Annotated in this window: 17 protein-coding genes; 9 read left to right on the plus strand and 8 right to left on the minus strand. The window is 71.1% G+C overall.

The window, feature by feature from the left end; translation table 11 throughout:
• Positions 1-80: 80 nt before the first annotated feature.
• Positions 81-1,238 (minus strand): FAD-dependent monooxygenase, encoded by a 1,158-nt coding sequence (locus HUW46_RS37430; protein WP_215543434.1) that lies wholly within the window; start codon positions 1,236-1,238, stop codon positions 81-83.
• 74 nt (positions 1,239-1,312) lie between these two features.
• Here HUW46_RS37430 and HUW46_RS37435 point away from each other — a divergent pair, with 74 nt between their 5' ends.
• From HUW46_RS37435 to HUW46_RS37445, 3 genes are read left to right on the plus strand one after another with little or no spacing between them, the layout of a single operon-like run.
• Entirely contained in the window at positions 1,313-1,888 is a 576-nt protein-coding gene (locus HUW46_RS37435; protein ID WP_215543435.1) for a TetR/AcrR family transcriptional regulator, read from the plus strand.
• A 42-nt stretch (positions 1,889-1,930) separates the two neighbouring features.
• The gene (locus HUW46_RS37440; protein WP_254125277.1) at positions 1,931-3,199 is read left to right on the plus strand and encodes a sensor histidine kinase; all 1,269 of its coding nucleotides are present in this window, start codon (positions 1,931-1,933) and stop codon (positions 3,197-3,199) included.
• Positions 3,196-3,849: a response regulator gene (locus HUW46_RS37445; protein WP_215543436.1), complete on the plus strand. Its 654-nt coding sequence runs from the start codon at positions 3,196-3,198 to the stop codon at positions 3,847-3,849. Before HUW46_RS37440 ends, HUW46_RS37445 begins: the two co-directional genes overlap by 4 nt.
• Before the next feature lie 6 nt (positions 3,850-3,855).
• Here the strand turns inward: HUW46_RS37445 and HUW46_RS37450 are convergent, their stop codons facing one another.
• The gene (locus HUW46_RS37450; RefSeq protein WP_215543437.1) at positions 3,856-4,488 is read right to left on the minus strand and encodes a VC0807 family protein; all 633 of its coding nucleotides are present in this window, start codon (positions 4,486-4,488) and stop codon (positions 3,856-3,858) included.
• A gap of 107 nt (positions 4,489-4,595) precedes the next feature.
• Between HUW46_RS37450 and HUW46_RS37455 the strand changes: the two genes are divergently transcribed.
• Complete coding sequence (locus HUW46_RS37455; protein WP_215543438.1) at positions 4,596-5,138, plus strand: PadR family transcriptional regulator; 543 nt, start codon at positions 4,596-4,598, stop codon at positions 5,136-5,138.
• Positions 5,139-5,181: 43 nt separating this feature from the next.
• On the opposite strand, the gene HUW46_RS37460 is transcribed toward HUW46_RS37455, so the two are convergent.
• Complete coding sequence (locus tag HUW46_RS37460; protein ID WP_215543439.1) at positions 5,182-7,104, minus strand: glycoside hydrolase; 1,923 nt, start codon at positions 7,102-7,104, stop codon at positions 5,182-5,184.
• A 163-nt stretch (positions 7,105-7,267) separates the two neighbouring features.
• Between HUW46_RS37460 and HUW46_RS37465 the strand changes: the two genes are divergently transcribed.
• Together HUW46_RS37465 and HUW46_RS37470 are read left to right on the plus strand one after the other, a co-directional pair.
• Positions 7,268-7,951 (plus strand): response regulator transcription factor, encoded by a 684-nt coding sequence (locus tag HUW46_RS37465; protein ID WP_215543440.1) that lies wholly within the window; start codon positions 7,268-7,270, stop codon positions 7,949-7,951.
• The gene (locus HUW46_RS37470) at positions 7,948-9,297 is read left to right on the plus strand and encodes an ATP-binding protein (RefSeq protein ID WP_254125279.1); all 1,350 of its coding nucleotides are present in this window, start codon (positions 7,948-7,950) and stop codon (positions 9,295-9,297) included. The genes HUW46_RS37465 and HUW46_RS37470 overlap by 4 nt, the downstream gene beginning before the upstream one ends.
• A 33-nt stretch (positions 9,298-9,330) precedes the next feature.
• Here the strand turns inward: HUW46_RS37470 and HUW46_RS37475 are convergent, their stop codons facing one another.
• The 4 genes from HUW46_RS37475 to HUW46_RS37490 form a co-directional block, all read right to left on the minus strand.
• The gene (locus HUW46_RS37475) at positions 9,331-10,914 is read right to left on the minus strand and encodes an ABC transporter substrate-binding protein (RefSeq protein ID WP_215543441.1); all 1,584 of its coding nucleotides are present in this window, start codon (positions 10,912-10,914) and stop codon (positions 9,331-9,333) included.
• Between the two features lie 16 nt (positions 10,915-10,930).
• Complete coding sequence (locus tag HUW46_RS37480) at positions 10,931-12,823, minus strand: hypothetical protein (protein ID WP_215543442.1); 1,893 nt, start codon at positions 12,821-12,823, stop codon at positions 10,931-10,933.
• A gap of 298 nt (positions 12,824-13,121) precedes the next feature.
• The gene (locus tag HUW46_RS37485; RefSeq protein WP_215543443.1) at positions 13,122-13,607 is read right to left on the minus strand and encodes a hypothetical protein; all 486 of its coding nucleotides are present in this window, start codon (positions 13,605-13,607) and stop codon (positions 13,122-13,124) included.
• 133 nt (positions 13,608-13,740) lie between these two features.
• On the minus strand, positions 13,741-14,397 hold the full coding sequence (locus HUW46_RS37490; protein ID WP_254125281.1) for a peptide deformylase: 657 nt from the start codon (positions 14,395-14,397) through the stop codon (positions 13,741-13,743).
• A gap of 166 nt (positions 14,398-14,563) precedes the next feature.
• Between HUW46_RS37490 and HUW46_RS37495 the strand changes: the two genes are divergently transcribed.
• The 3 genes from HUW46_RS37495 to HUW46_RS37505 all read left to right on the plus strand — a co-directional run bounded on the left by HUW46_RS37495 (position 14,564) and on the right by HUW46_RS37505 (position 16,858).
• A complete protein-coding gene (locus HUW46_RS37495) occupies positions 14,564-15,331 on the plus strand; it encodes a hypothetical protein (protein WP_215543444.1) in 768 nt (255 codons plus the stop codon).
• A gap of 67 nt (positions 15,332-15,398) precedes the next feature.
• Entirely contained in the window at positions 15,399-16,082 is a 684-nt protein-coding gene (locus HUW46_RS37500) for a class I SAM-dependent methyltransferase (protein WP_215543445.1), read from the plus strand.
• Positions 16,079-16,858, plus strand: a complete 780-nt coding sequence (locus HUW46_RS37505; protein ID WP_215543446.1) for an APH(3'') family aminoglycoside O-phosphotransferase — start codon at positions 16,079-16,081, stop codon at positions 16,856-16,858. The genes HUW46_RS37500 and HUW46_RS37505 overlap by 4 nt, the downstream gene beginning before the upstream one ends.
• Here HUW46_RS37505 and HUW46_RS37510 read toward each other — a convergent pair.
• The gene (locus tag HUW46_RS37510; RefSeq protein ID WP_215543447.1) at positions 16,855-17,718 is read right to left on the minus strand and encodes an NAD(P)H-binding protein; all 864 of its coding nucleotides are present in this window, start codon (positions 17,716-17,718) and stop codon (positions 16,855-16,857) included. The two genes, HUW46_RS37505 and HUW46_RS37510, sit on opposite strands and share 4 nt — an antisense overlap.
• Between the last annotated feature and the right edge of the window lie 60 nt (positions 17,719-17,778).

The raw sequence follows: 17,778 nt of genomic DNA on the forward strand, positions 1-17,778 counted from the left end.
CCCGTCCGGGTAATGTGAAAATGGATGTTTCGCCGCCGCTTCGATGGGATATCGATTTCCGCTGGGGTGAAACGCCGTGCTCAGCCGAGCCGGGGCGGAGTCCACCTCGCGTGCCGCAGGACGACACTGACAGCGGCGCGGGCGGGGGTGAGCCGGAACGCGGTGTTCCGCAGCGCGATGGCGACCGGATTGCGGAGCCCGTGCCCGAGCCGTCCCGCCTGCCGCGCGGCGCGGGCGACCGCCTGCGAACGCGGCCTGCGTTCGGCGTCGTAGCGAGCCAGCCCCGCTTCGACCGTCGGGCAGGCGGACAGCGCGGCGGCGAGGGTGACCGCGTCCTCCAGCGCCTGGCACGCGCCCTGCCCGATGTTCGGGGTCATCGCGTGCGCTGCGTCCCCGAGCAGCGCGACCCTGCCCGAGGTGAAGCGCGGCAACGGGGTGCGGAGCTCGTGGACGTCGTGGTGCAGCACGTCCGCCGGCCTGGTCGCGTCCAGCAGGGCGGGGATCGGGTCGTGCCAGCCGCCGAAGCGCGCGCGCACCGCGGCCAGCGGATCGGCGTGGCGGACACCGGCGGGGGCGTCGAGGACGGCGTGCCATTCCGCGCGGCCGTCGCGGAACGCGATGTGGCCGAATTCGGCGCCGGGGCCCCAAGTCAGTTCGAAATCGGTGCCGGGGTCGGCCGGTTCCGCGGTGATCGCGCGCAGCACGGTCGACCCGCTGTAGACCGGCCCGGGGTGGCCGGGGAACAGCAGCGCGCGCCACCGGCTGCGCACCCCGTCCGCGGCGACGAGCAGATCGGCGTCCACGATCTCGTCCGCCAGCCGGATCCCCGCCCTTCCGGGGTCCACTGTGGACACCGGCTCGGCCTCGGAGCCGACCCGCAGTGCCGACTCGGGCAGTGCGGCCCGCAACGCGCTGTGCAGCGCCGCGCGGGGGATCCCGGCGATCGGGGTGCCGAGTTCGCGTTCCAGCAGCGCGCCGTCCATCCTGGCGAGCCAGCGGCCTGCCGGGACTCGCGTGCCGCCGGTGTACTGGTACCGCGCGGCCTCGCGGACCGCGGTGCCGACGCCGAGTTCGTCCAGCGCCCTGATGCCGTTCGCGGCAAGGGAAATCCCCGCACCGGCGTCGTCGAGCACCTCGGCGCGCTCGACCACCGTCACCTCCCAGCCGATCGCGCGGAGGCCGATCGCGGCGGCCAGCCCGCCGATGCCCCCGCCGACCACTACCGCCGTGCTGCCCATCGGATCACCCTCCAGATCACCTTCTCCGCCCGGTCCGGAACCTACTCCGGCTTCTACAGGTGTAGAAAGGGGGTGTGACGAACCTCCGCCGCACCGTCCTCGCCGACGCCGCCATCGGGCTGCTCGCCGACACCGGGATGCGCGGGTTGACGCACCGGGCCGTCGACGGCGCCGCCGGGCTGGCGACCGGGACCACCTCGGCGTACTTCCGCACGCGCAAGGCGCTGCTGACCGCGCTCGTGCACAGGCTGGTCGAACTCGACCAGGCCGAGCTGCAGGCCGCGGGCGAGCGGGCGCCGGTGCCGCGCGACGCCGCCGAACTGACCGACGGGATCAGCGCGTTCATCAGGATGCGGCTCGAAGGCGAGGGCAGGCGGCGCTCGCTTGCGCGCTACGCCTGCGTGGTCGAAAGCGCGCACCATGCCGAGCTGCGCGAGATCCTCCTGCCGCGCGAGAACGCCGCGCGCGAGATCGTGCGGGCGTTCCTGACCGCGCGCGGGGTGTCCGATGTGGAGAGACGAACGCTGACGCTGCTCGCCTGCATCGACGGGCTGGTCTTCGACCGGTTGCTCGCCGGGGACGGCGACGTGCCGAAGCGGGAGGTGCGCGGGCTCGTCGCCGCGGCCCTCCGCGAGCCGGACATCGACTGATCTCAGGTTCCGGTGGAATAGACTCGGCGCGGGGAGGAGACGGTGAGCGGACAGACGCTTTGGCAGTGGCTCACGGCACGGGGGCGCGGAGCGCTCCTGTGGATCACCGTGGTGCCCTATCTGATCCTGGCCGTGCTCGTCGGGTTCACGGTGTTCCAGGAGCGGTCGGACGGCAGGGCCCTGCTCGTCGATCTCGCGCTGTGCGCCGCGCTGGCGCTGTGGACGCTTTGGATGTTCACCCTGCACCCCGCGTGGCGGGAGCGGCCGCGGGTGATGGGGGTGTTCTTCACCGTGGTGGTGGTGCTCACCGCGGTCCTGATCGCACGGCATTCCTGGTACGGGTTCCTGGTGATCAGCGCGTACGGCTACGCCTTCGCGCTGCTTCCGTGGCCGTGGCGGCTGCCCGGCGTCGCCGTCGTCGCGGTCCTGTCCGGGAGCGCGCAGGCGTACGACGTGCCCAGGTCGACCGCGTTCGGGCTGACGACCTACCTGGCCGTGCTCGCGCTCAACGTCGCGATCATGAGCGGTGTCGCCTGGTTCAGCTGGGCCGACGAGAAGGAGAAGGCGCGGCGCCAGCAGGTCCTCGCCGAGGTGAGCCGGACGAACCAGCTACTGGAGGCGGCGCTCGCCGAAAACGCGGGCCTGCACGGCAAACTGCTCGCCCAGGCGAGGGAGGCGGGCCGGATCGACGAGCGCCAGCGGATGGCGCGCGAGATCCACGACACCGTGGCGCAGGGGCTCACCGGGATCATCGCGCAGTTGCAGGCGGCCGAACAGCTCCGCGAGGTTCCCGCGGAATGGCGGCGCCCCTTCGAATCGGTGAAGAGGCTGGCACGGGAGAGCCTGTCCGAAGCGAGGCGCTCGGTCGACGCGCTGCGGCCGGAGCCGCTGGAAACCGCGCACCTGAGCGAAGCGGTCGCCGATCTCGCCGACCGGTGGTCGAAACTGCACGGGCTGGCCGTCGAGGTGACCACGACCGGGACGGCGCGGCCGATGGCGCCGGAGGCCGAGTTCGCGCTGCTGCGCACGGCGCAGGAGGCACTGGCCAACGTGGCCAAGCACGCGCGGGCGACCAGGGTCGGCGTTACACTGTCCTATTTGGATCGTGAGGTGGCATTGGACGTGCGCGACGACGGCGCGGGCTTCGACCCGGCGGTGCCCCGATCGGCGGAGCCCGGCGGGTTCGGCCTCCGCATCATGCGGCAACGGGTCGAAGACCTCTCCGGGGTGCTGCGGATCGAGTCCGAGCCGGGCGCGGGCACCGGGATCTCGGCGTGCGTCCCGAGCGCACCCGCCGGGAGCGCGGCATGACTCCGACGCCGATCCGGCTGCTGATCGCCGACGACCACCCCGTCGTCAGGGACGGGCTGAGCACGATGTTCGCCTCCGCGCCCGGATTCGAGGTGCTCGGCGAAGCCGCGGACGGCGCCGAGGCCGTCCGGCTCGCCGAGGAGCTGAGGCCCGAGGTGATCCTGCTGGACCTGCGCATGCCGGTGATGGACGGGCTGACCGCGATCACCGAACTGGCCAGGCGCGGTGTCTCCGCGCGCGTGCTGGTGCTGACGACCTACGACACCGACGCCCACGTGCTCCCCGCGATCGAAGCCGGTGCGACCGGCTACCTGCTCAAGGACTCGCCGAGGGAAGACCTGCTGCGCGGCGTGCGCGCCGCCGCCAACGGCGAGACGGTGCTGTCGCCGTCGGTGGCGGCCTGGCTGATGAACCGCGTCCGGACGCCCGCCCCGCAGCTGCTCAGCAACCGGGAACTGGAAGTGCTCCGGCTCGTCGCGGCCGGGAACACCAACCGCGAGGTGGCCGCCGCCCTGTTCGTCACCGAGGCCACGGTCAAGAGCCACCTGTTGAACATCTACGGCAAGCTCGGTGTCGGCGACCGCGCCGCCGCGGTGGCCGAGGCGTTCCACCGGCGGCTGCTCGTCCCGGAAACACCGGAATCGCGGTGACTCGGTTCAGCCGACCGGCGCCGTGGTCGCGCCGTTTTGCTTGCGCCGCTTGACATAGCGGACGCTCCACGCCACCAGTGCCAGCACGGCGATCGCCTGCAACGCGCTCGAAACGCCCATCACCGCGTCCGGGGGCAGCAGGTAGACGAACGGGATCCGCGCGACGGCTTCGGCGAGCAGTCCCCAGCCCCAGGTGAACGTCAACACGGTGAACGTGCGGCGCACGCCGGGCTCCGCGGTCCACCGGCTGTCCCATTCGGACGCCTGTGCCTCCCCCGACGCGCGCCGCGCCGCCAGGAAGACCAGCGGCCTGCCCACCGCGCAACTGAGCAGGAAACCCGCCGCCAGCCCGCCCGTGGTGAAGGAATCGCGCAGCAGCAGGAACCGCTCGTCGCCGCTCATCAGCGCGGTGAGGAACGAAAGCCCGTACACCGCCATCAGGAACGCCGCGAAGACGTCGAACCTGCGCGTTCGCACGGCGACCTGGACCAGGCGCAGACCCGCGACCGCGGTCGCGGCGAGCAAGGCCAGTTCGGTGCCGACGCCCAACGCGCGCAAGGCGAAGTACGCCACCGTCGGCGGCAGGACATCCAGTGCGATGCCGAGGATCGCCCCGCGTCGAGTGTGCTCCACAGTCATCCGATTCCCCTCCCCAGTGATTCACTGATGACTACTCTGACATGTCTAAAACAACATGTCAACTTCAACATGTTAGGTTTGGTGCACGACGGAAGAGGAGGCCGCGCATGTCGCTGCGCCACGCACTGCTCGGGCTGCTGGTCAGGGACCCGGCCAGCGGGTACGACCTGACGAAGGAGTTCGAGGGGGCGCTCGGCCAGTTCGCGTGGCAGGCGCGGCACAGCCAGATTTACCCGGAGCTGAAGCGGCTGACCGGGGACGGCAGCGTCGAAGTGGTGTCCGAAGGCGCGCGCGGGCGGAAGACTTACGCGGTCACCGAGGACGGCCGCGCCGAGTTCCGGGACTGGATGATGCGGACGCCCGAAACCGGGGCGCGCAACGAGTTCATCCTGCGCCTGTTCCTGGTCTCCTCCCTCGACCGCGAGGACGCGAAGGCGCTCTTGCGCGGTTACGCCGACGCGGCCGACGAGCAGGTGAGCGGGATCCGCGGTTTCCTCCGCGGCCGCGAAGACGACTGGGAGAGCGATCCGCTCGACCACGGGCACCTCGCCGCGGACTACTCGCTGCGGATAGTCGGCGCCATCCGCGACTGGGCGCTGGCCGCGCTCGACCGCATCGAAGCCGCCGAAGCCGGGCGCCGGAAACGCTGAGTGCCAAGGGATCCTGACTCGCGCAGGATCCCTTGGCAGGGAGTCAGCGGAAGTCGTTCGGGCAGAGCAGGCGCGTAGTGTCCGGCGTGCGCGCTCGCACGCATCCGCCCGGCAGCCCGTCGTGCGGACCGGTGCCGAAGTTCGCGGTCACCGTGAGTGTGCCGAGGGTCGTTTCTTGGACGAGGTGGTCGTCGGTGCGCCACCGGAACCCGCTCATCGCCTTGGTGCCCGCGTTCTGCTGGAGGAAGGCGAAGAACTCCTGCAGCCGCGCGATCTTCGGCCCGTGCTCGGCGATGGCCTTCCCGTCGAGCGCGAAGTTGAGCGGCGTGTTGTAGAGCATCGCGAGCAGGATCCGGGTGGTTTCCTGCCGGGGCAGCTTGTGCAGCGGCAGTTCCCACCGATCGGTGCTGACGACCGAGTCGTGGAGCACGGTCTGGTAGAGCGGCACGCGGTAGGCGGCGTCGAACATCGCCTTGGCCACGTTCGCGGGCAGCTCGGCCGGGGTGAAGAAGAACCCCGGCCGGTCGGCTGGCCAATAGCCGCCCCAGGACTTCGCGTCCCGTTCGGCCGCCCACAGCCCGTCCGCGACCGGTGTGCTCGAACCGTGGCTGTAGCTGACGACCTGGTTCGCCCAGCTGCCAACGCTTTCGGAACCGAGGACGAGCTTGCGCTTTTCGGTGAGCGCGGCCATGCGGCGCAACCGGTTCTCGCGATCTTCGGCCTGGGTCATGGGATGTGCGGGGGTGTAGTCGTCGAAGACCTCTCCGGTGGCGTCGACATCGAGGAAGTAACTGTTGGGCCCGGCGGCGGTCATGGCGTCCACCCGCTTTTCGAGGTAGTGCTGAGCCGGTTCGGCGCGGGCGAGCGCCTCGGAGCTGACGTAGCACCCGCGGCCCTTGAAGCCGGTGACCGGTTTCCCGTGCTCGTCGTGCACGCAGGCGTCCGGCCACACCGGAGCGGGCCACTTCGCCACCGGGGTGTCGGCCTGCTCCGGCGGTTGCGCGTTGTCCCAGCTGTCGTAGGGGCCGACGAGGTACCCGGCGTCGATCGCCGCCTTGGTCGCGTCGCGGTCGAGGGGCTTGCCGTCGGCGTCGTAGCCGAGCCACATCTTGGATATCCCGAGTTCCCGCAGCTTGCCGATCGCCCGCGCGCTCCGGCCGTCTCCCCACAGGTAGGCGTGGAAAGCACCGGTGAGCTTGCCGGTGTCGGGATTGTCCCGGATCTTCTGCTCCAAAGTGGACAGAAGACCGCGCTCGCCGAGCAGCCCGCGGTAGTCCTGCGCCGCCGCCGTCGGCGCCCCGGTGGTCAGGGACAGCAGCACGGTGTAGGCGCCGGTTCGCCTGGCGGGCTTGAACTCGTGCGTCGCCTCCGCGCTCAGCCGCTTGTCCGCGGAGACGAACCGCAGCCTCGTGCCCAGATCCGTCGGCACGAGGTAGCTCGCGCCGCCCGATGCCGTGCTCGTGCCCCAGAACGGCATCGTGAGGTCCTTGAGCTCGGTGTCGGTGAGCCCGCTCTCCGGTGAGTTCCAGAACGGGTCGGCGACCGGGATGTGCACCCCTTCCCCGCGCGGGATCTGCATCGCGGTCGTCTCGCGGTCGGTTCCGGTCACCGGCCAGGTCAGCGCGGTGTCGCCGCTGCTGCGCAGGTTCACGGCGAGCCGTCCGTGATCGGCGGAAACCTCGACGCCGAGCCCGCGGTCGGGGTAGGTCCAGGTCGTGACGCCGCCTCGTGCCGTGACCCGGCCCGGCGTGCCGAGCGGTTCCTTGGCGGGAGCCGACAACGTCACGGTACGGCCATCGGCGGTGTGCCCGGTCACCCCGAGCGTTCGAGTATCCACTGTGGCCTGTCCGCCCGCGATGGGGACGGTCACGACCTGCTGGTCCTGGCCAGCGCCGTACGCGCTGCCGGTCGTGAACACGGTCAGCGCGGCGAACGGTGCCAGCGCTTTTCTCAGTCTTGCCTTCATGGTGGAGACCTTCGCGGTCGAAGATGAGAGAAATATGAAGCTAGGCGAGCGTGGCGACGGCGGCGCGGTGGTCGCCGCCGAATGCATCAGACCACAGTGGACATTGACCGTGAGAGGTTCCTTAAAGCGCAGGGAAGGCGGCGGTCGGCTACTGTCGTCGGAGATGAACGAACGAGTTTCCGTGCTGGTCGTCGACGACGAACCCGCCGTGCGCGCCGCGCTCGCCGACGCGCTGGAACTGCAGTCCTACCGGGTGCGGACCGCGCCGGACGGGGAGTCGGCACTGCGGGCGATCGCCGAGGCCCGCCCGGATCTGATCGTGCTCGACGTGGTGATGCCGGGGCTCGACGGGCTCGCGGTGTGCCGTGCCGTGCGCGCGGCGGGGGACCGGACGCCGATCCTCGTGCTCACCGCGCGCTCGGCGTCGCGGGACCGGATCGACGGGTTGGACGCCGGCGCCGACGACTACGTGGTGAAGCCCTACGACCTCGGCGAGCTGCTGGCGCGGGTGCGGGCGTTGCTGCGCCGCGTGGGCGGCACGGGAACGGCCGTCCTCGGCTTCGCGGACCTGACCCTGGACGAAGCGTCGCGCCAGGGCAGGCGCGGGAGCAGGGTCATCCAGTTCACCGAAACCGAGTTCGCGCTGCTGGCGCTGCTGACCCGCAACGCGGGCCAGGTCCTCACCAGGGACGTGATCACCGACCGGGTGTGGGGCTACGACTTCGGCCCCGCTGGCAACTCCGTCGAGGTCTACGTCAGGTACCTGCGCCGCAAGCTCGAAGCGGACGGCGAACCGCGGCTCGTGCACACCGTGCGCGGGATCGGCTACCAGCTGAGGCTGCCGTGACCGGTCCGTGGCGGCTCAGAACCCGCATCGCGGTGCTGTCGGCGGTGTGCGTGGCACTGGTGGCCGCGTCGATGGCCGTCGCGGCGTACTTCTTCTTCGACCGGGAGCTTCGACGGCAACTCGACCTCGGGCTGGCGCGGGAGGCGAACCGGATCCAGCTGCTCGTCAAGGCGGGCCGGTGGGACGCGACCGGCACGGGTGACTGCGAGTGGATCGCGACTCCCGCCTGCAGCCAGGTGATCGCACCGGACCAGCAGGGTCCCGGCGCGGGGGACGTGCCGGGGCTGCCGGTCGACGCGCGAGTCCGCTCGGTCGCGGCCGGTACCGCCGAAGCCTTCCGGACCGACGTCGTGGTCGCCGGGCACCCGCTTCGCCTGCTGACGACACCGCTGCCCGGCGGGCGGGCACTGCAGGTCGCCGTGCGTTCGGACGGCGTGGAGCAAAGCCTCGCCCGTATCCAGGAGATCCTGCTCGCGGCAGGCGCCGGTGGGGTGCTGCTGGCCTGCGCCTTGGGCTACCTCATCGCCCGCACCGGTCTCCGGCCGGTGGCCGCCATCGTCGCGGCAACCAAGCGCGTGACCGCCACCCGCGATCCCGGCCACCGGATCGAGGTGCGCGGCGACGACGAACTGGCGCAGCTTTCGCGGAACTTCAACGCCATGCTCGCCGCGTTGGAGGACTCGGTCACCGCCCAGCGCCGCTTGGTCGCCGACGCCTCCCACGAACTGCGGACCCCGATCACCTCCCTGCGGTCGGACATCGACCTGCTCACCCTCGCCGGTCCCCTCGAACCGGACCGCCAGCAGCGCGTCCTCGATCGCGTCCACGCGCAGTTCGCCGAGCTGACCCAGGTGGTGAACGACCTGATCGAGCTCGCGCGGGGCGACGAACCCGGCGACATCGCCGAAGAGGTCCGGCTCGACGAGATCGTCGAGGGCTGCCGCGCCCGCGCCGACCGGCACTGGCCGGGTGTCGCGTTCACCGGCGACCTGGAGCCGACGATGCTCGACGGCGTCCCGGACCGGCTCGCCCGCGCGGTCACCAACCTCCTCGACAACGCCGCCAAGTTCAGCCCCGACGGCGGCACCGTGGCGATCCGCCTCCGCGACCGAGTCCTCACCGTGACCGACCATGGCCCCGGTATCGCCCCCGAGGACGTACCGAAGGTCTTCGACCGGTTCTACCGCGCCCCCGCGGCGCGAACCCTGCCGGGATCGGGACTGGGACTGGCGATCGTCGCCCAGGTGGCCACCGCGCACGGCGCCCGCGTCGAGGTCACCTCGCCGGAGGGCGGTGGAACGAGCATCGCTCTCCGCTTTCCCGCTCCCGCGGACGATCCCGGCTGACCTGGAGTCGCATGTGGACAGTGCGGGTCCGGATCAGCACGGCGGGATGGCGCCCGGCTCGGCGGGCAGGGTCCGTGCGCGCAACGGTTGGTCACCGCGCGTGGACACCGGGCAGATCCGCACCACGGGAGTGTGGTCGTCGACGCGGTTGCCGCTGTTGTCGAAGGTGATCGGCCCGCCTGCCCCGCGCACCGCCTGCTCGACCGAGGAGAAGCCGCTGATCGCGGTGTTGACCTCGCTGCGCTGCACCGGCCTGTTCGCGGGCAGCGTCCGCAGTGCCTCGGAGATGGTGGTCACCGAGTCGTAGGCGTTGACGCCCCAGCCGTCGTCGAGGTGCGCCGCGTCGAATCCGGCCTCGGTGAACGAGGCGACGAGATCGGCGAACCCGGGGTTGTCGGCGCGCTGCCGGTCCGCACCGGGCACGAGTGCCATCAGCGCGCGCAACCGGCCGTTGGCGAGACTGGGCGCGCGCAACGCCTTGCCGCGCAGGTCTTCCAGCGCCGGGTTGTCCTCCTGCGCACGGATCCGTTCGCCGTCGGAGGTGCTGACCACGGTCACCGACGTCGCGGCGCACTGCCCGCTCGAGAACGCCTCGTCGATGCTGAACAACAGCCGGGCGAGATCGCGCCCGCGCGCGATGTACATGACCGTGACGTCCTTGGCGCTGCTGCACAGCCGTTTCGCCGTTTGCGGCACCGTGCTCGCCTCGTCCGCGTCGAACCGCACCTTCGTCACGTCGCCGAACCGGCGTTGCACCATCGGCAGCGAGGTGCAGGTGTAGGGATCGGATCCCCCGTTCGGCACCATGACGAAATCGGGCCGGGCGGTGATGATCTTGGCGAGCCGGTCGATCTGCACCGAGTTCCGGTACGCGACGCGGTAGAAGTAGTCCTTCCCGATACCGCGGGAGTAGGTGATGTCCGGCGAGCAGGTGTCGAAGGCGGGATGATCCGCGGCGGAGCCGGTCTGGTCGAAGCCCTCGGCGGTGATCAGGTCGGACACCATCGGGATCTTGGCGCCCGCCAGCAGGTCCGCGATCTCGGCGGAGCGCTGCCTGCTCAGTCCGAGTCCCGCCACCGCGACGACGTCGGGCCGGTCGGCGAGCGCCTGCGCCACCTCGAGCCCGTCGTTGTCCTCGCCGTACGCGCCGATGTTCGCGACCACCAGCCGCATCGGGTGCAGGCAGCCGGTGCCGTTGGCGCGCCGCTGTCCCGCGGCTATTCCTTCGAGTTCGTGCACCGCGCGGCCGCCGGTCTCGCGGTCGGTCATGGTCATGAGCACCCCGACGACCACCGGCGTCCCGTCGGGCGCGCATCGGTCGGCGGCCGCGCGGTTCTGCTCGTCGATGACGTGCAGTGCCGGGGCGAAGGCGTCGTGCTCGAAGTCGTAGGGCGCGTCGCTCAGGCCGACGCATTCGCCGCCCGCCGACCACGCCGCCGTGTCGGGCCACCCGTCGTTGCAGGTGACCAGCCGGTGGAGGTCCTCTTTGAACACGGCGACCCCGGAGGCGACGAATACCAGCGCCGCCACGAGGAAGAGCCGCAGCCAGTCGGTCCACGGGCGGGGCAGGCTGCGGTCGGGCCTGGGGACGAACCCGAAGTAGTAGCGCGAAGTCACGAGCGGGCCTTCCCGGTCACCAGAATCGGTAGGTGTACTTGTCGTAGCGCTGCGCGCGCCGGATGAACGGCGTCCTGTCCTGCGCGGTTCCGGCCAGCCTCAGCAGGCTGTCCTCGGCGAGTGCCCGAAGGGTCACGGTCGCCAGTTCCTGGGTGAGGCAGGCTTCGTGTTCGAGCGCGGGCAGCACGCCGAGCAGGACGACGACGTGCTCGGCGGCGGTGGTCGGCCGCAGCGGGCCGCGGACGGCGGCGAGATCCCGCTCGCGCGGATCGCAGGTCGCGGTGACCTCGTCGAGCAGGTCCAGCCATTCGGCGGCGGGCAGGTCGGGCAGCAGCCCGGCCAGCTCGTCCGCGACCGCTTCCTTGCCGGTGAGCAATCGTTCGTGGTGCAGGCGGCCACCGCGGTCATCGGGTGCCACCTGAGCGCGCAACGTCTGGAACACCGCCCGCCAGTCGTCCGCGGGATCGGTGCGGGCCGCGAGCGCGCGGATGCCGAGGTACCGCACGAGCGGGTGCAACCGCTGCTGGTCGGCGGGTCCCGGCGGGGTCCACAACGTCGGTGACGTGAAGAGGTCGGAGCCGAGCCGCACGGGACTGGGCAGGAGCGGGGTGAGCCGCACTGCCTCGTGCTGGTGACGCGCGGCCGAAAGCGTGATGAGCGCTTCGAGCAGGTCCTCGTCAACGTACCGGTGCGGGCTCAGCCCGCGGACGAACGGGTGCAGCAGCGACCGCTCCAGCGGGCCGCCTTCGCCGGGGCGGCGCAGCAGGCCGTCGAGGTCGTCGGCCAGCTCGACCTCCTGATCGAGCTTGGCCAGTACGGTCGTGGTCGTCTCGGGATGCCCGCGGGTGAGCCGATGGGTGATCAGCGCGCGCCGACCGGCATCGGCCCACCCGGTCCGTTCGGCCATGCGGTGCACTTCGTGGCGGGTCAGGTCGGCCGCCGGGATCCGCAGCCACGGACGGCTCAATTCGATGCGGTGCCCCGGAACGCAGCGGACTCCCGGGCCAAGCAGGGCGAGCGCTTCGGCCAGCGGGCCCGCCGTGCTCACCACGAGGTTCATCGGGTTGGGCAGCAGTTCGGGCGCGGCGGCGAGCGCGGCCCGCACCTGGACGAGCGAGCCCAGAAAGGCCATCGCGGCGGGCAGATCGCCGTCGTCGAGCAGCACCAGCGCGTTCGGCGGGGTGCCGCTCACCCGCGCACGGCTGCGCCGCAGATCGGCCAGCAGCGCGGCGACGAGCAGGTCGTTCACGCCCTTGAGCGTGCCGTCGGCCGGAGTGCGGGCCCAGTTGCTGAGTTTGATCAGGGTCCACTCGGCGTCGAACTCGAGCCCCTTGTCCTGGTGTTCGAACCAGGACAAGGCGCTGCCCCAGGTGAACCGCGTCAGCGATCTGCGCCGGTGCAGCTGCGACACCACGGCGTCGGCGACCCGGTCGGTGACCGAGCTGATCGCGGGTGCGGCGACGTTGGCCGCCAGCCTGCCCGCCGACGCCACCAGATCGGCGATGAACCGCAGCAGGATGGCCTTGCTGCGATGCGCGTTCAGAACGGCTCGCAGGTGTTCGCGAGCGCGGTTCGGATTCATCTCGGAGAAGTTCTCGTGGAGGGCGATCTGCGCGATCACCGATCGCGGGAACTTCACGGGGTACCCGGGAATCCCAGGGCTCAGGCCGAGCATGATCGCGGCCAGCACCCGGGGTACCGCGGTTTCCGCGGGACCCGGGTCCTCCCACGGCTGGACCAGTACGGCGGGCGTGCTTTTCCGCCATCTCTCGGACGTTTTCGCGAGCGCCGTCGTCCGACCGGAACCCCCTGTCCCTTCGAGCACCAGGATCGGGGCCGTGCGCTGCGCCCCGGCCGCGGCCTGCTGCTCCATCAGACGGCCGACCAAGGTCGGCAAATCTTCGAGCACTCGTCGCTCCTTCGGCGATCCGGTCTCCCCGACCGGAAACGCCGTACTGTAAGCGTTCGTGCCGGGACCTGTCCCGGGTTCGCGGGGTTGAGGTGCTCGAATACCCGAAGATGACTCGACCGGATGAGGAGACCGGACGAGCGTTATCTGATCATTTCCACATCATGCCAAAATCTGCGGGGAAAAACTTTTCGACCGGTGTCGAAGGTGAATTCCTAGATCATTTTTGACACCGGTCCCGCGGGGTTTCCGCGGGCGGGCGCGCCGGTTCGGGTGAACCGGCGCGGCCGCGAGCGGGTCAGACGTGCGTGACCAGGAGGGCCACGCCCGCCTCGCCGCCGCAGTCGACGAGGACCGGGCCGACGCCGTTGCCGATGTTCTGCGCGAGCTTGGCCTTGGCGACGTAGTGGTCGGGGCCAGGGTCGACGATCTGCACGTCGACCAGCGACGGGTTCGCCAGCAGGCCGCCGACGACGGCCTTGAGCCCGGTGCCACCGCCGCAGTTGCCGGTGATGGTCACCTCCTGCCCGCGCTGGGCGGTCGGGTTCGGCGTGACCTCGACGGTCGCGCGAGCGCCCTTCGGCGGCTGGTTCCGCTGTGTTCCTTGGGTTTCGTGTCCGGCCGCCTTGGCGGCGGCCGCGTTCTGCTGGTCCACTGGGGTGCTCCCGGCTGTGGTGGCGGAATCCGCTGAAGCGACGGTGATCCCGAGCGCTCCGGCGGCGACGGCGGCCGCGCCCGCGGCGGCAAGGGCCGTGACGGTGCGGCGGTTGCGGTTCGTGCTCATGGCGTGCTCCCTCCTCGGGTGTCCGAACAGGACACCGGCCGTCCCCGTTGCTGCGGGGCTCTCATCCGGCTAGTCGCCGAGTGCGGAGGTGCGGTTCTCTCCCGCCGATATTGTGAGCGGAGTCACATAGTCCTCAGTGGACGGTGCCGGGCAGGGAGAAGCCGAGTGCGCGCGCCGCGTTCTCCGGTGTCGGGTCCGCCCAGCGGTCGAGCACGTGCGCGGTGGTGGACAGCGACCTGATTTCCGCGCGGTCGAGGTAGAGCACGCCGTCGAGGTGATCGGTTTCGTGCTGGACGATGCGGGCGGGCCAGCCCTTGACCTCCTCGTCGAGTTCGCGCCCGTGCTCGTCCTGCCCGCGCAGGCGGACGCGTTCGTGCCGCGTGGTCACGGCCTGCCAGCCCGGCACGCTCAAGCACCCTTCGAAGAAGGATGCGGAACCCGGATCCGACGCGGTGTAGCGCGGGTTCACCAGCACCCGGAACGGTTGCGGCACCCGGCCGCGGATCCGGAGCGATTCGGCCGAAGTGCCCGGCCGGAGCGTTGCGGGATCCTCGACGACCGCGACGCGCAGCGGCACCCCGATCTGCGGCGCGGCGAGCCCGACGCCCGGCGCTTCGCGCATCGTGGTGCGCATCAACGCGATGAGGCGGGTGAACTGATCGTCGGTGAGCTGGCCGTCGTAGGGCTGCCCCTGCTGCCTGAGCACCGGGTCGCCCGCGGTGACGATCGGGGCGGGGGAGGGCCCTGCCAGCAGCGCGTCGACGAGATCGCTCAGTGCTGCCGTGGTCACTCCGGTACCTCCCCGTCGATGCCGTCGGCCGGAGTCTACGGCCGGTTGCCCGCACCGGGTGAAGGCGCACGGGAGTGACAACACTCGGGGTCCGGCTTTTCCGCGGATGGTGAGCTGCGTCTCACTCCTTCAAGTGTCACCGGTCGCGACACTACGTTGCGCAGGCATGCGGAGTGCACTGATCGCCGGGACCGTACTCGGCACGCTGGTCGTTGCCGCTCAACCGGCTATGGCCGCTCAACCGACCGGAGCCGCGCTCGCCGTCGGGTACGCGTACGCACTTCCCGACCCGGAACCACCCGTGCCCGGCGCCGCCTACGCCACGTACTACGCGTCCCCGGGACCGCCGGGGACGAGCGGGCTGGACGATCCCGCGTACGCGCCGGAGATCGCCGTGCAGTACCCGCACCAGGACACGTCCAAGGCGTGGAAGCTGGCGGTGAACCCGGCGCACCGCGCGTTCCGGGCCATCGCCACCACGGCGTCGGGATCGGACGAGGTCACCGCGGAGGTCGGCACCGACTACCGGCTCGACGTGCCGGGCAAGGGGACCTACGTCGCGTTCGACGGCGTGCACAGCACCGCGAACTGCACCGGCTCCGCGGGCGGGTCGGCCACCGAGCTCGGCAAGCTGCGCATCCGGCAGCAGGGCGGCCAACTGTCCGATGTGGACGTTCCGGAGGGGACGGGCACGGTCACCGCGGCCAAACTGGACTTCCCGCCGCCGAACGGCGAGGCCGATCCCGCGCGCCCGCACCTCGGCGACCTGACCGTGCGCCGCGTGCTGGCAGCGGAGGACCTGATCAAAACGCCCGATCTCGAACCGGGTTACCTCCGGCGCGCGGCGGGCTGGCGCATCGACGTCGCCACCTACCGCCCCGACGGATCGGACCGGCACACCGAGTCCGTAGTGATCGGTACTGCCGCCTGCTAGCCGGGCCGCCTTCGGGGACAAGGAAAAGAAAAGCGTTCGCGTGGTGGGGAACGGTAGGGTGGCCGGTATGGACGACCGGCCGATCACGGTGGCGCAGCAGAACTTCCGGCAGCGTGCCGAGACGTTGGAGCGCATGGGGAAGCAGGAGCGCTTCACACACATCTTCGAGACGAACCTGTGGGGTTCGGATTCGGTTTCCGGGCCGGGATCCGACGCGGAGCAGACCCGCGCGCTGCGCGCCCGGTTGCCGGAGCTGCTGGCGGAGTTCGGCGTGCGGACGCTGCTCGACCTGCCCTGCGGCGACTTCGGCTGGCTCAGCGAGGTGGATCTCGGGCTGGCGCGGTACATCGGCGCCGACATCGTCGCCGAGCTGGTGCGGCGGAACACCGAACGGTACGGGCAGCACTCGGCGCGGGAGTTCCGCGTGCTCGACCTGACCGCGGACCCGTTGCCCGCCGCGGACGCGGTGCTGTGCCGCGACTGCCTCGTCCACCTGAGCTTCGCCGATATCCGCGGCGCCCTGGAGAACCTCCGCCGCAGCGGTTCCCGTTACCTGCTGACCACGACGTTCACCGAGCAGACGGCCAACGAGGACATCTCGACCGGGGACTGGCGGCCGCTGAACCTGTGCCGTGCGCCGTTCGGTTTCCCCGAGCCGCTGGCGATGCTGGTCGAAGGCTGCACCGAGGGCGGCGGCGCCTTCGCGGACAAGACGTTGGCGCTGTGGGAAATCGCCACCCTTCCCCGATGAACGCGCCGCCCGGAGAGTGGGAACCCGTCACGAACGGCGAGTCCGGCGCCACCGTTTTCCGCAGTGCCGACGGGGCGAGGTACGCCAAGTGCGTTCCGGCGGGGCAGCGGGATCTCCTTGCGCGGGAACGGGATCGCGTCGACTGGCTCGCCGCCACCGCGGTCAACGGGCCGGAGGTGCTCGACTGGGCCGACGGGCCCGAGGGGGCCTGCCTGGTGACCAGTACCGTCCGCGGGGTGCCTGCCGACACCGTGTCCTCGGCGGAACTCCGGCGGGCGTGGCCGTCCATCGTCGAGGCGGTGCGCGAACTGCACGCGTTGCCCGCGGGGGACTGCCCGTTCACGAGGGACCTGGCGCGGATGTTCGCGCTGGCCGAGGACGTGGTCGCGCGCGGTGCGGTCACCACCGGGTTCCTGCCGGTCGAGCAGCAGGGGACACTGCCCGCCGAACTGCTCGCCAGGCTGACCGAGCAACTCGACCACCGCCTCGCGCAGGAGCCAGCCGACACGGTCGTCTGCCACGGTGATCTCTGCCTGCCCAACATCGTCCTCGACCGGGACGCGCTCGAGTTCGCCGGTTTTCTCGACCTCGGGCGCCTCGGCCTCGCCGACCGGTACGCCGACATCTCGTTGCTGCTCGCCAATTCCAGGGAAACCTGGGACGACGACGACCAGGCAGTCGTCGCGGACCGGGAGTTCGCCGGCCGGCACGGCATCGCGCTCGACGCCGACCGGCAACGGTTCTACCTCCACCTCGACCCGCTCACCTGGGGCTAGTCCACTGTGGACAACGCCCCGCGCAGGTAGTCCTCGATCGTGGTCGTGGGACGGCCGAGCAACGCCGCCAGCGCGGGATCGGCAGGCCCGAAGTCCCCGCGCCTGCTCGCCTCGAACATGCCGACCAGCAGATCGGCCCTCGCCGAGGGCACACCGGCGGAAAGCAGGCCGTCCCGGTACTCGCCGTCGGAGACGACCACGTGCCGAATGGCCCTGCCGGTGATCTCCGAGGCGATGGCGGCCACCTCGCGCATGCCGACCGCGGCCGGTCCGGTCAGCGGCGGGGTGGCCCCGTCGAAGCCTCCGTCGAGCAGGACGCGAGCCGCCGCCTCGGCGAGATCGGCATGGGCGGTCCAGGCGACCGCGCCGTCTTCGGGCACGCGCAGTTCCCCGGAGCCGAGCGCCTGCCGCAGGAGCAGTGGGACGGTGGCCGCGTAGAAGCCGTTGCGCAGTGCGGTGAAAGCGGTTCCGCAGTCGCGAAGCGCGTCCTCGGTGGCGGCGTGGGTGACACACGGTGGGAACGCGGATTCCGGGCTCATGCCCAGATGGCTGGTGTAGACGATGCGCTTCGCGCCCGCGGACGCGGCGGCGGAGATCGCGGCGCGGTTGGCCCGCACCGCTTCGTCGCCGAGCTTGTTCACGGAGACGATCAGTGCCGTCGTCGCCCCTTCGAACGCTTCGTCGAGCGTCGCGGGTTCGTCGAAGTCCCCGCGCCGGACCCGGACGCCGCGCTGCCGCAGATCGGCGAGCCTTGCCGGGTCGCGGACGCTGACCGCGAGCTGCTCGGCGGGAACTCGGTCGAGGAGGGTGTCCACGACCGCACGGCCCAGCTGGCCACTCGCCCCGGTCACGATAATCATGGCGCACTCCAGGTGTTATCGATGGAATCGATGTGACTATATCACTGGTAATAACGATGA

This window comes from Amycolatopsis sp. CA-230715 (genome assembly GCF_018736145.1).
In the GTDB taxonomy this organism is placed as follows: domain Bacteria; phylum Actinomycetota; class Actinomycetes; order Mycobacteriales; family Pseudonocardiaceae; genus Amycolatopsis.

Coding starts and splice junctions, on each gene's coding strand:
- HUW46_RS37445 (WP_215543436.1), top strand. CDS start 3,196: ATGACTCCGACGCCGATCCGGCTGCTGATCGCCGACGACCACCCCGTC.
- HUW46_RS37460 (WP_215543439.1), bottom strand. CDS start 7,104: ATGAAGGCAAGACTGAGAAAAGCGCTGGCACCGTTCGCCGCGCTGACC.
- HUW46_RS37505 (WP_215543446.1), top strand. CDS start 16,079: ATGAACGCGCCGCCCGGAGAGTGGGAACCCGTCACGAACGGCGAGTCC.
- HUW46_RS37485 (WP_215543443.1), bottom strand. CDS start 13,607: ATGAGCACGAACCGCAACCGCCGCACCGTCACGGCCCTTGCCGCCGCG.
- HUW46_RS37430 (WP_215543434.1), bottom strand. CDS start 1,238: ATGGGCAGCACGGCGGTAGTGGTCGGCGGGGGCATCGGCGGGCTGGCC.
- HUW46_RS37500 (WP_215543445.1), top strand. CDS start 15,399: ATGGACGACCGGCCGATCACGGTGGCGCAGCAGAACTTCCGGCAGCGT.
- HUW46_RS37465 (WP_215543440.1), top strand. CDS start 7,268: ATGAACGAACGAGTTTCCGTGCTGGTCGTCGACGACGAACCCGCCGTG.
- HUW46_RS37450 (WP_215543437.1), bottom strand. CDS start 4,488: ATGACTGTGGAGCACACTCGACGCGGGGCGATCCTCGGCATCGCACTG.
- HUW46_RS37455 (WP_215543438.1), top strand. CDS start 4,596: ATGTCGCTGCGCCACGCACTGCTCGGGCTGCTGGTCAGGGACCCGGCC.
- HUW46_RS37495 (WP_215543444.1), top strand. CDS start 14,564: ATGCGGAGTGCACTGATCGCCGGGACCGTACTCGGCACGCTGGTCGTT.
- HUW46_RS37510 (WP_215543447.1), bottom strand. CDS start 17,718: ATGATTATCGTGACCGGGGCGAGTGGCCAGCTGGGCCGTGCGGTCGTG.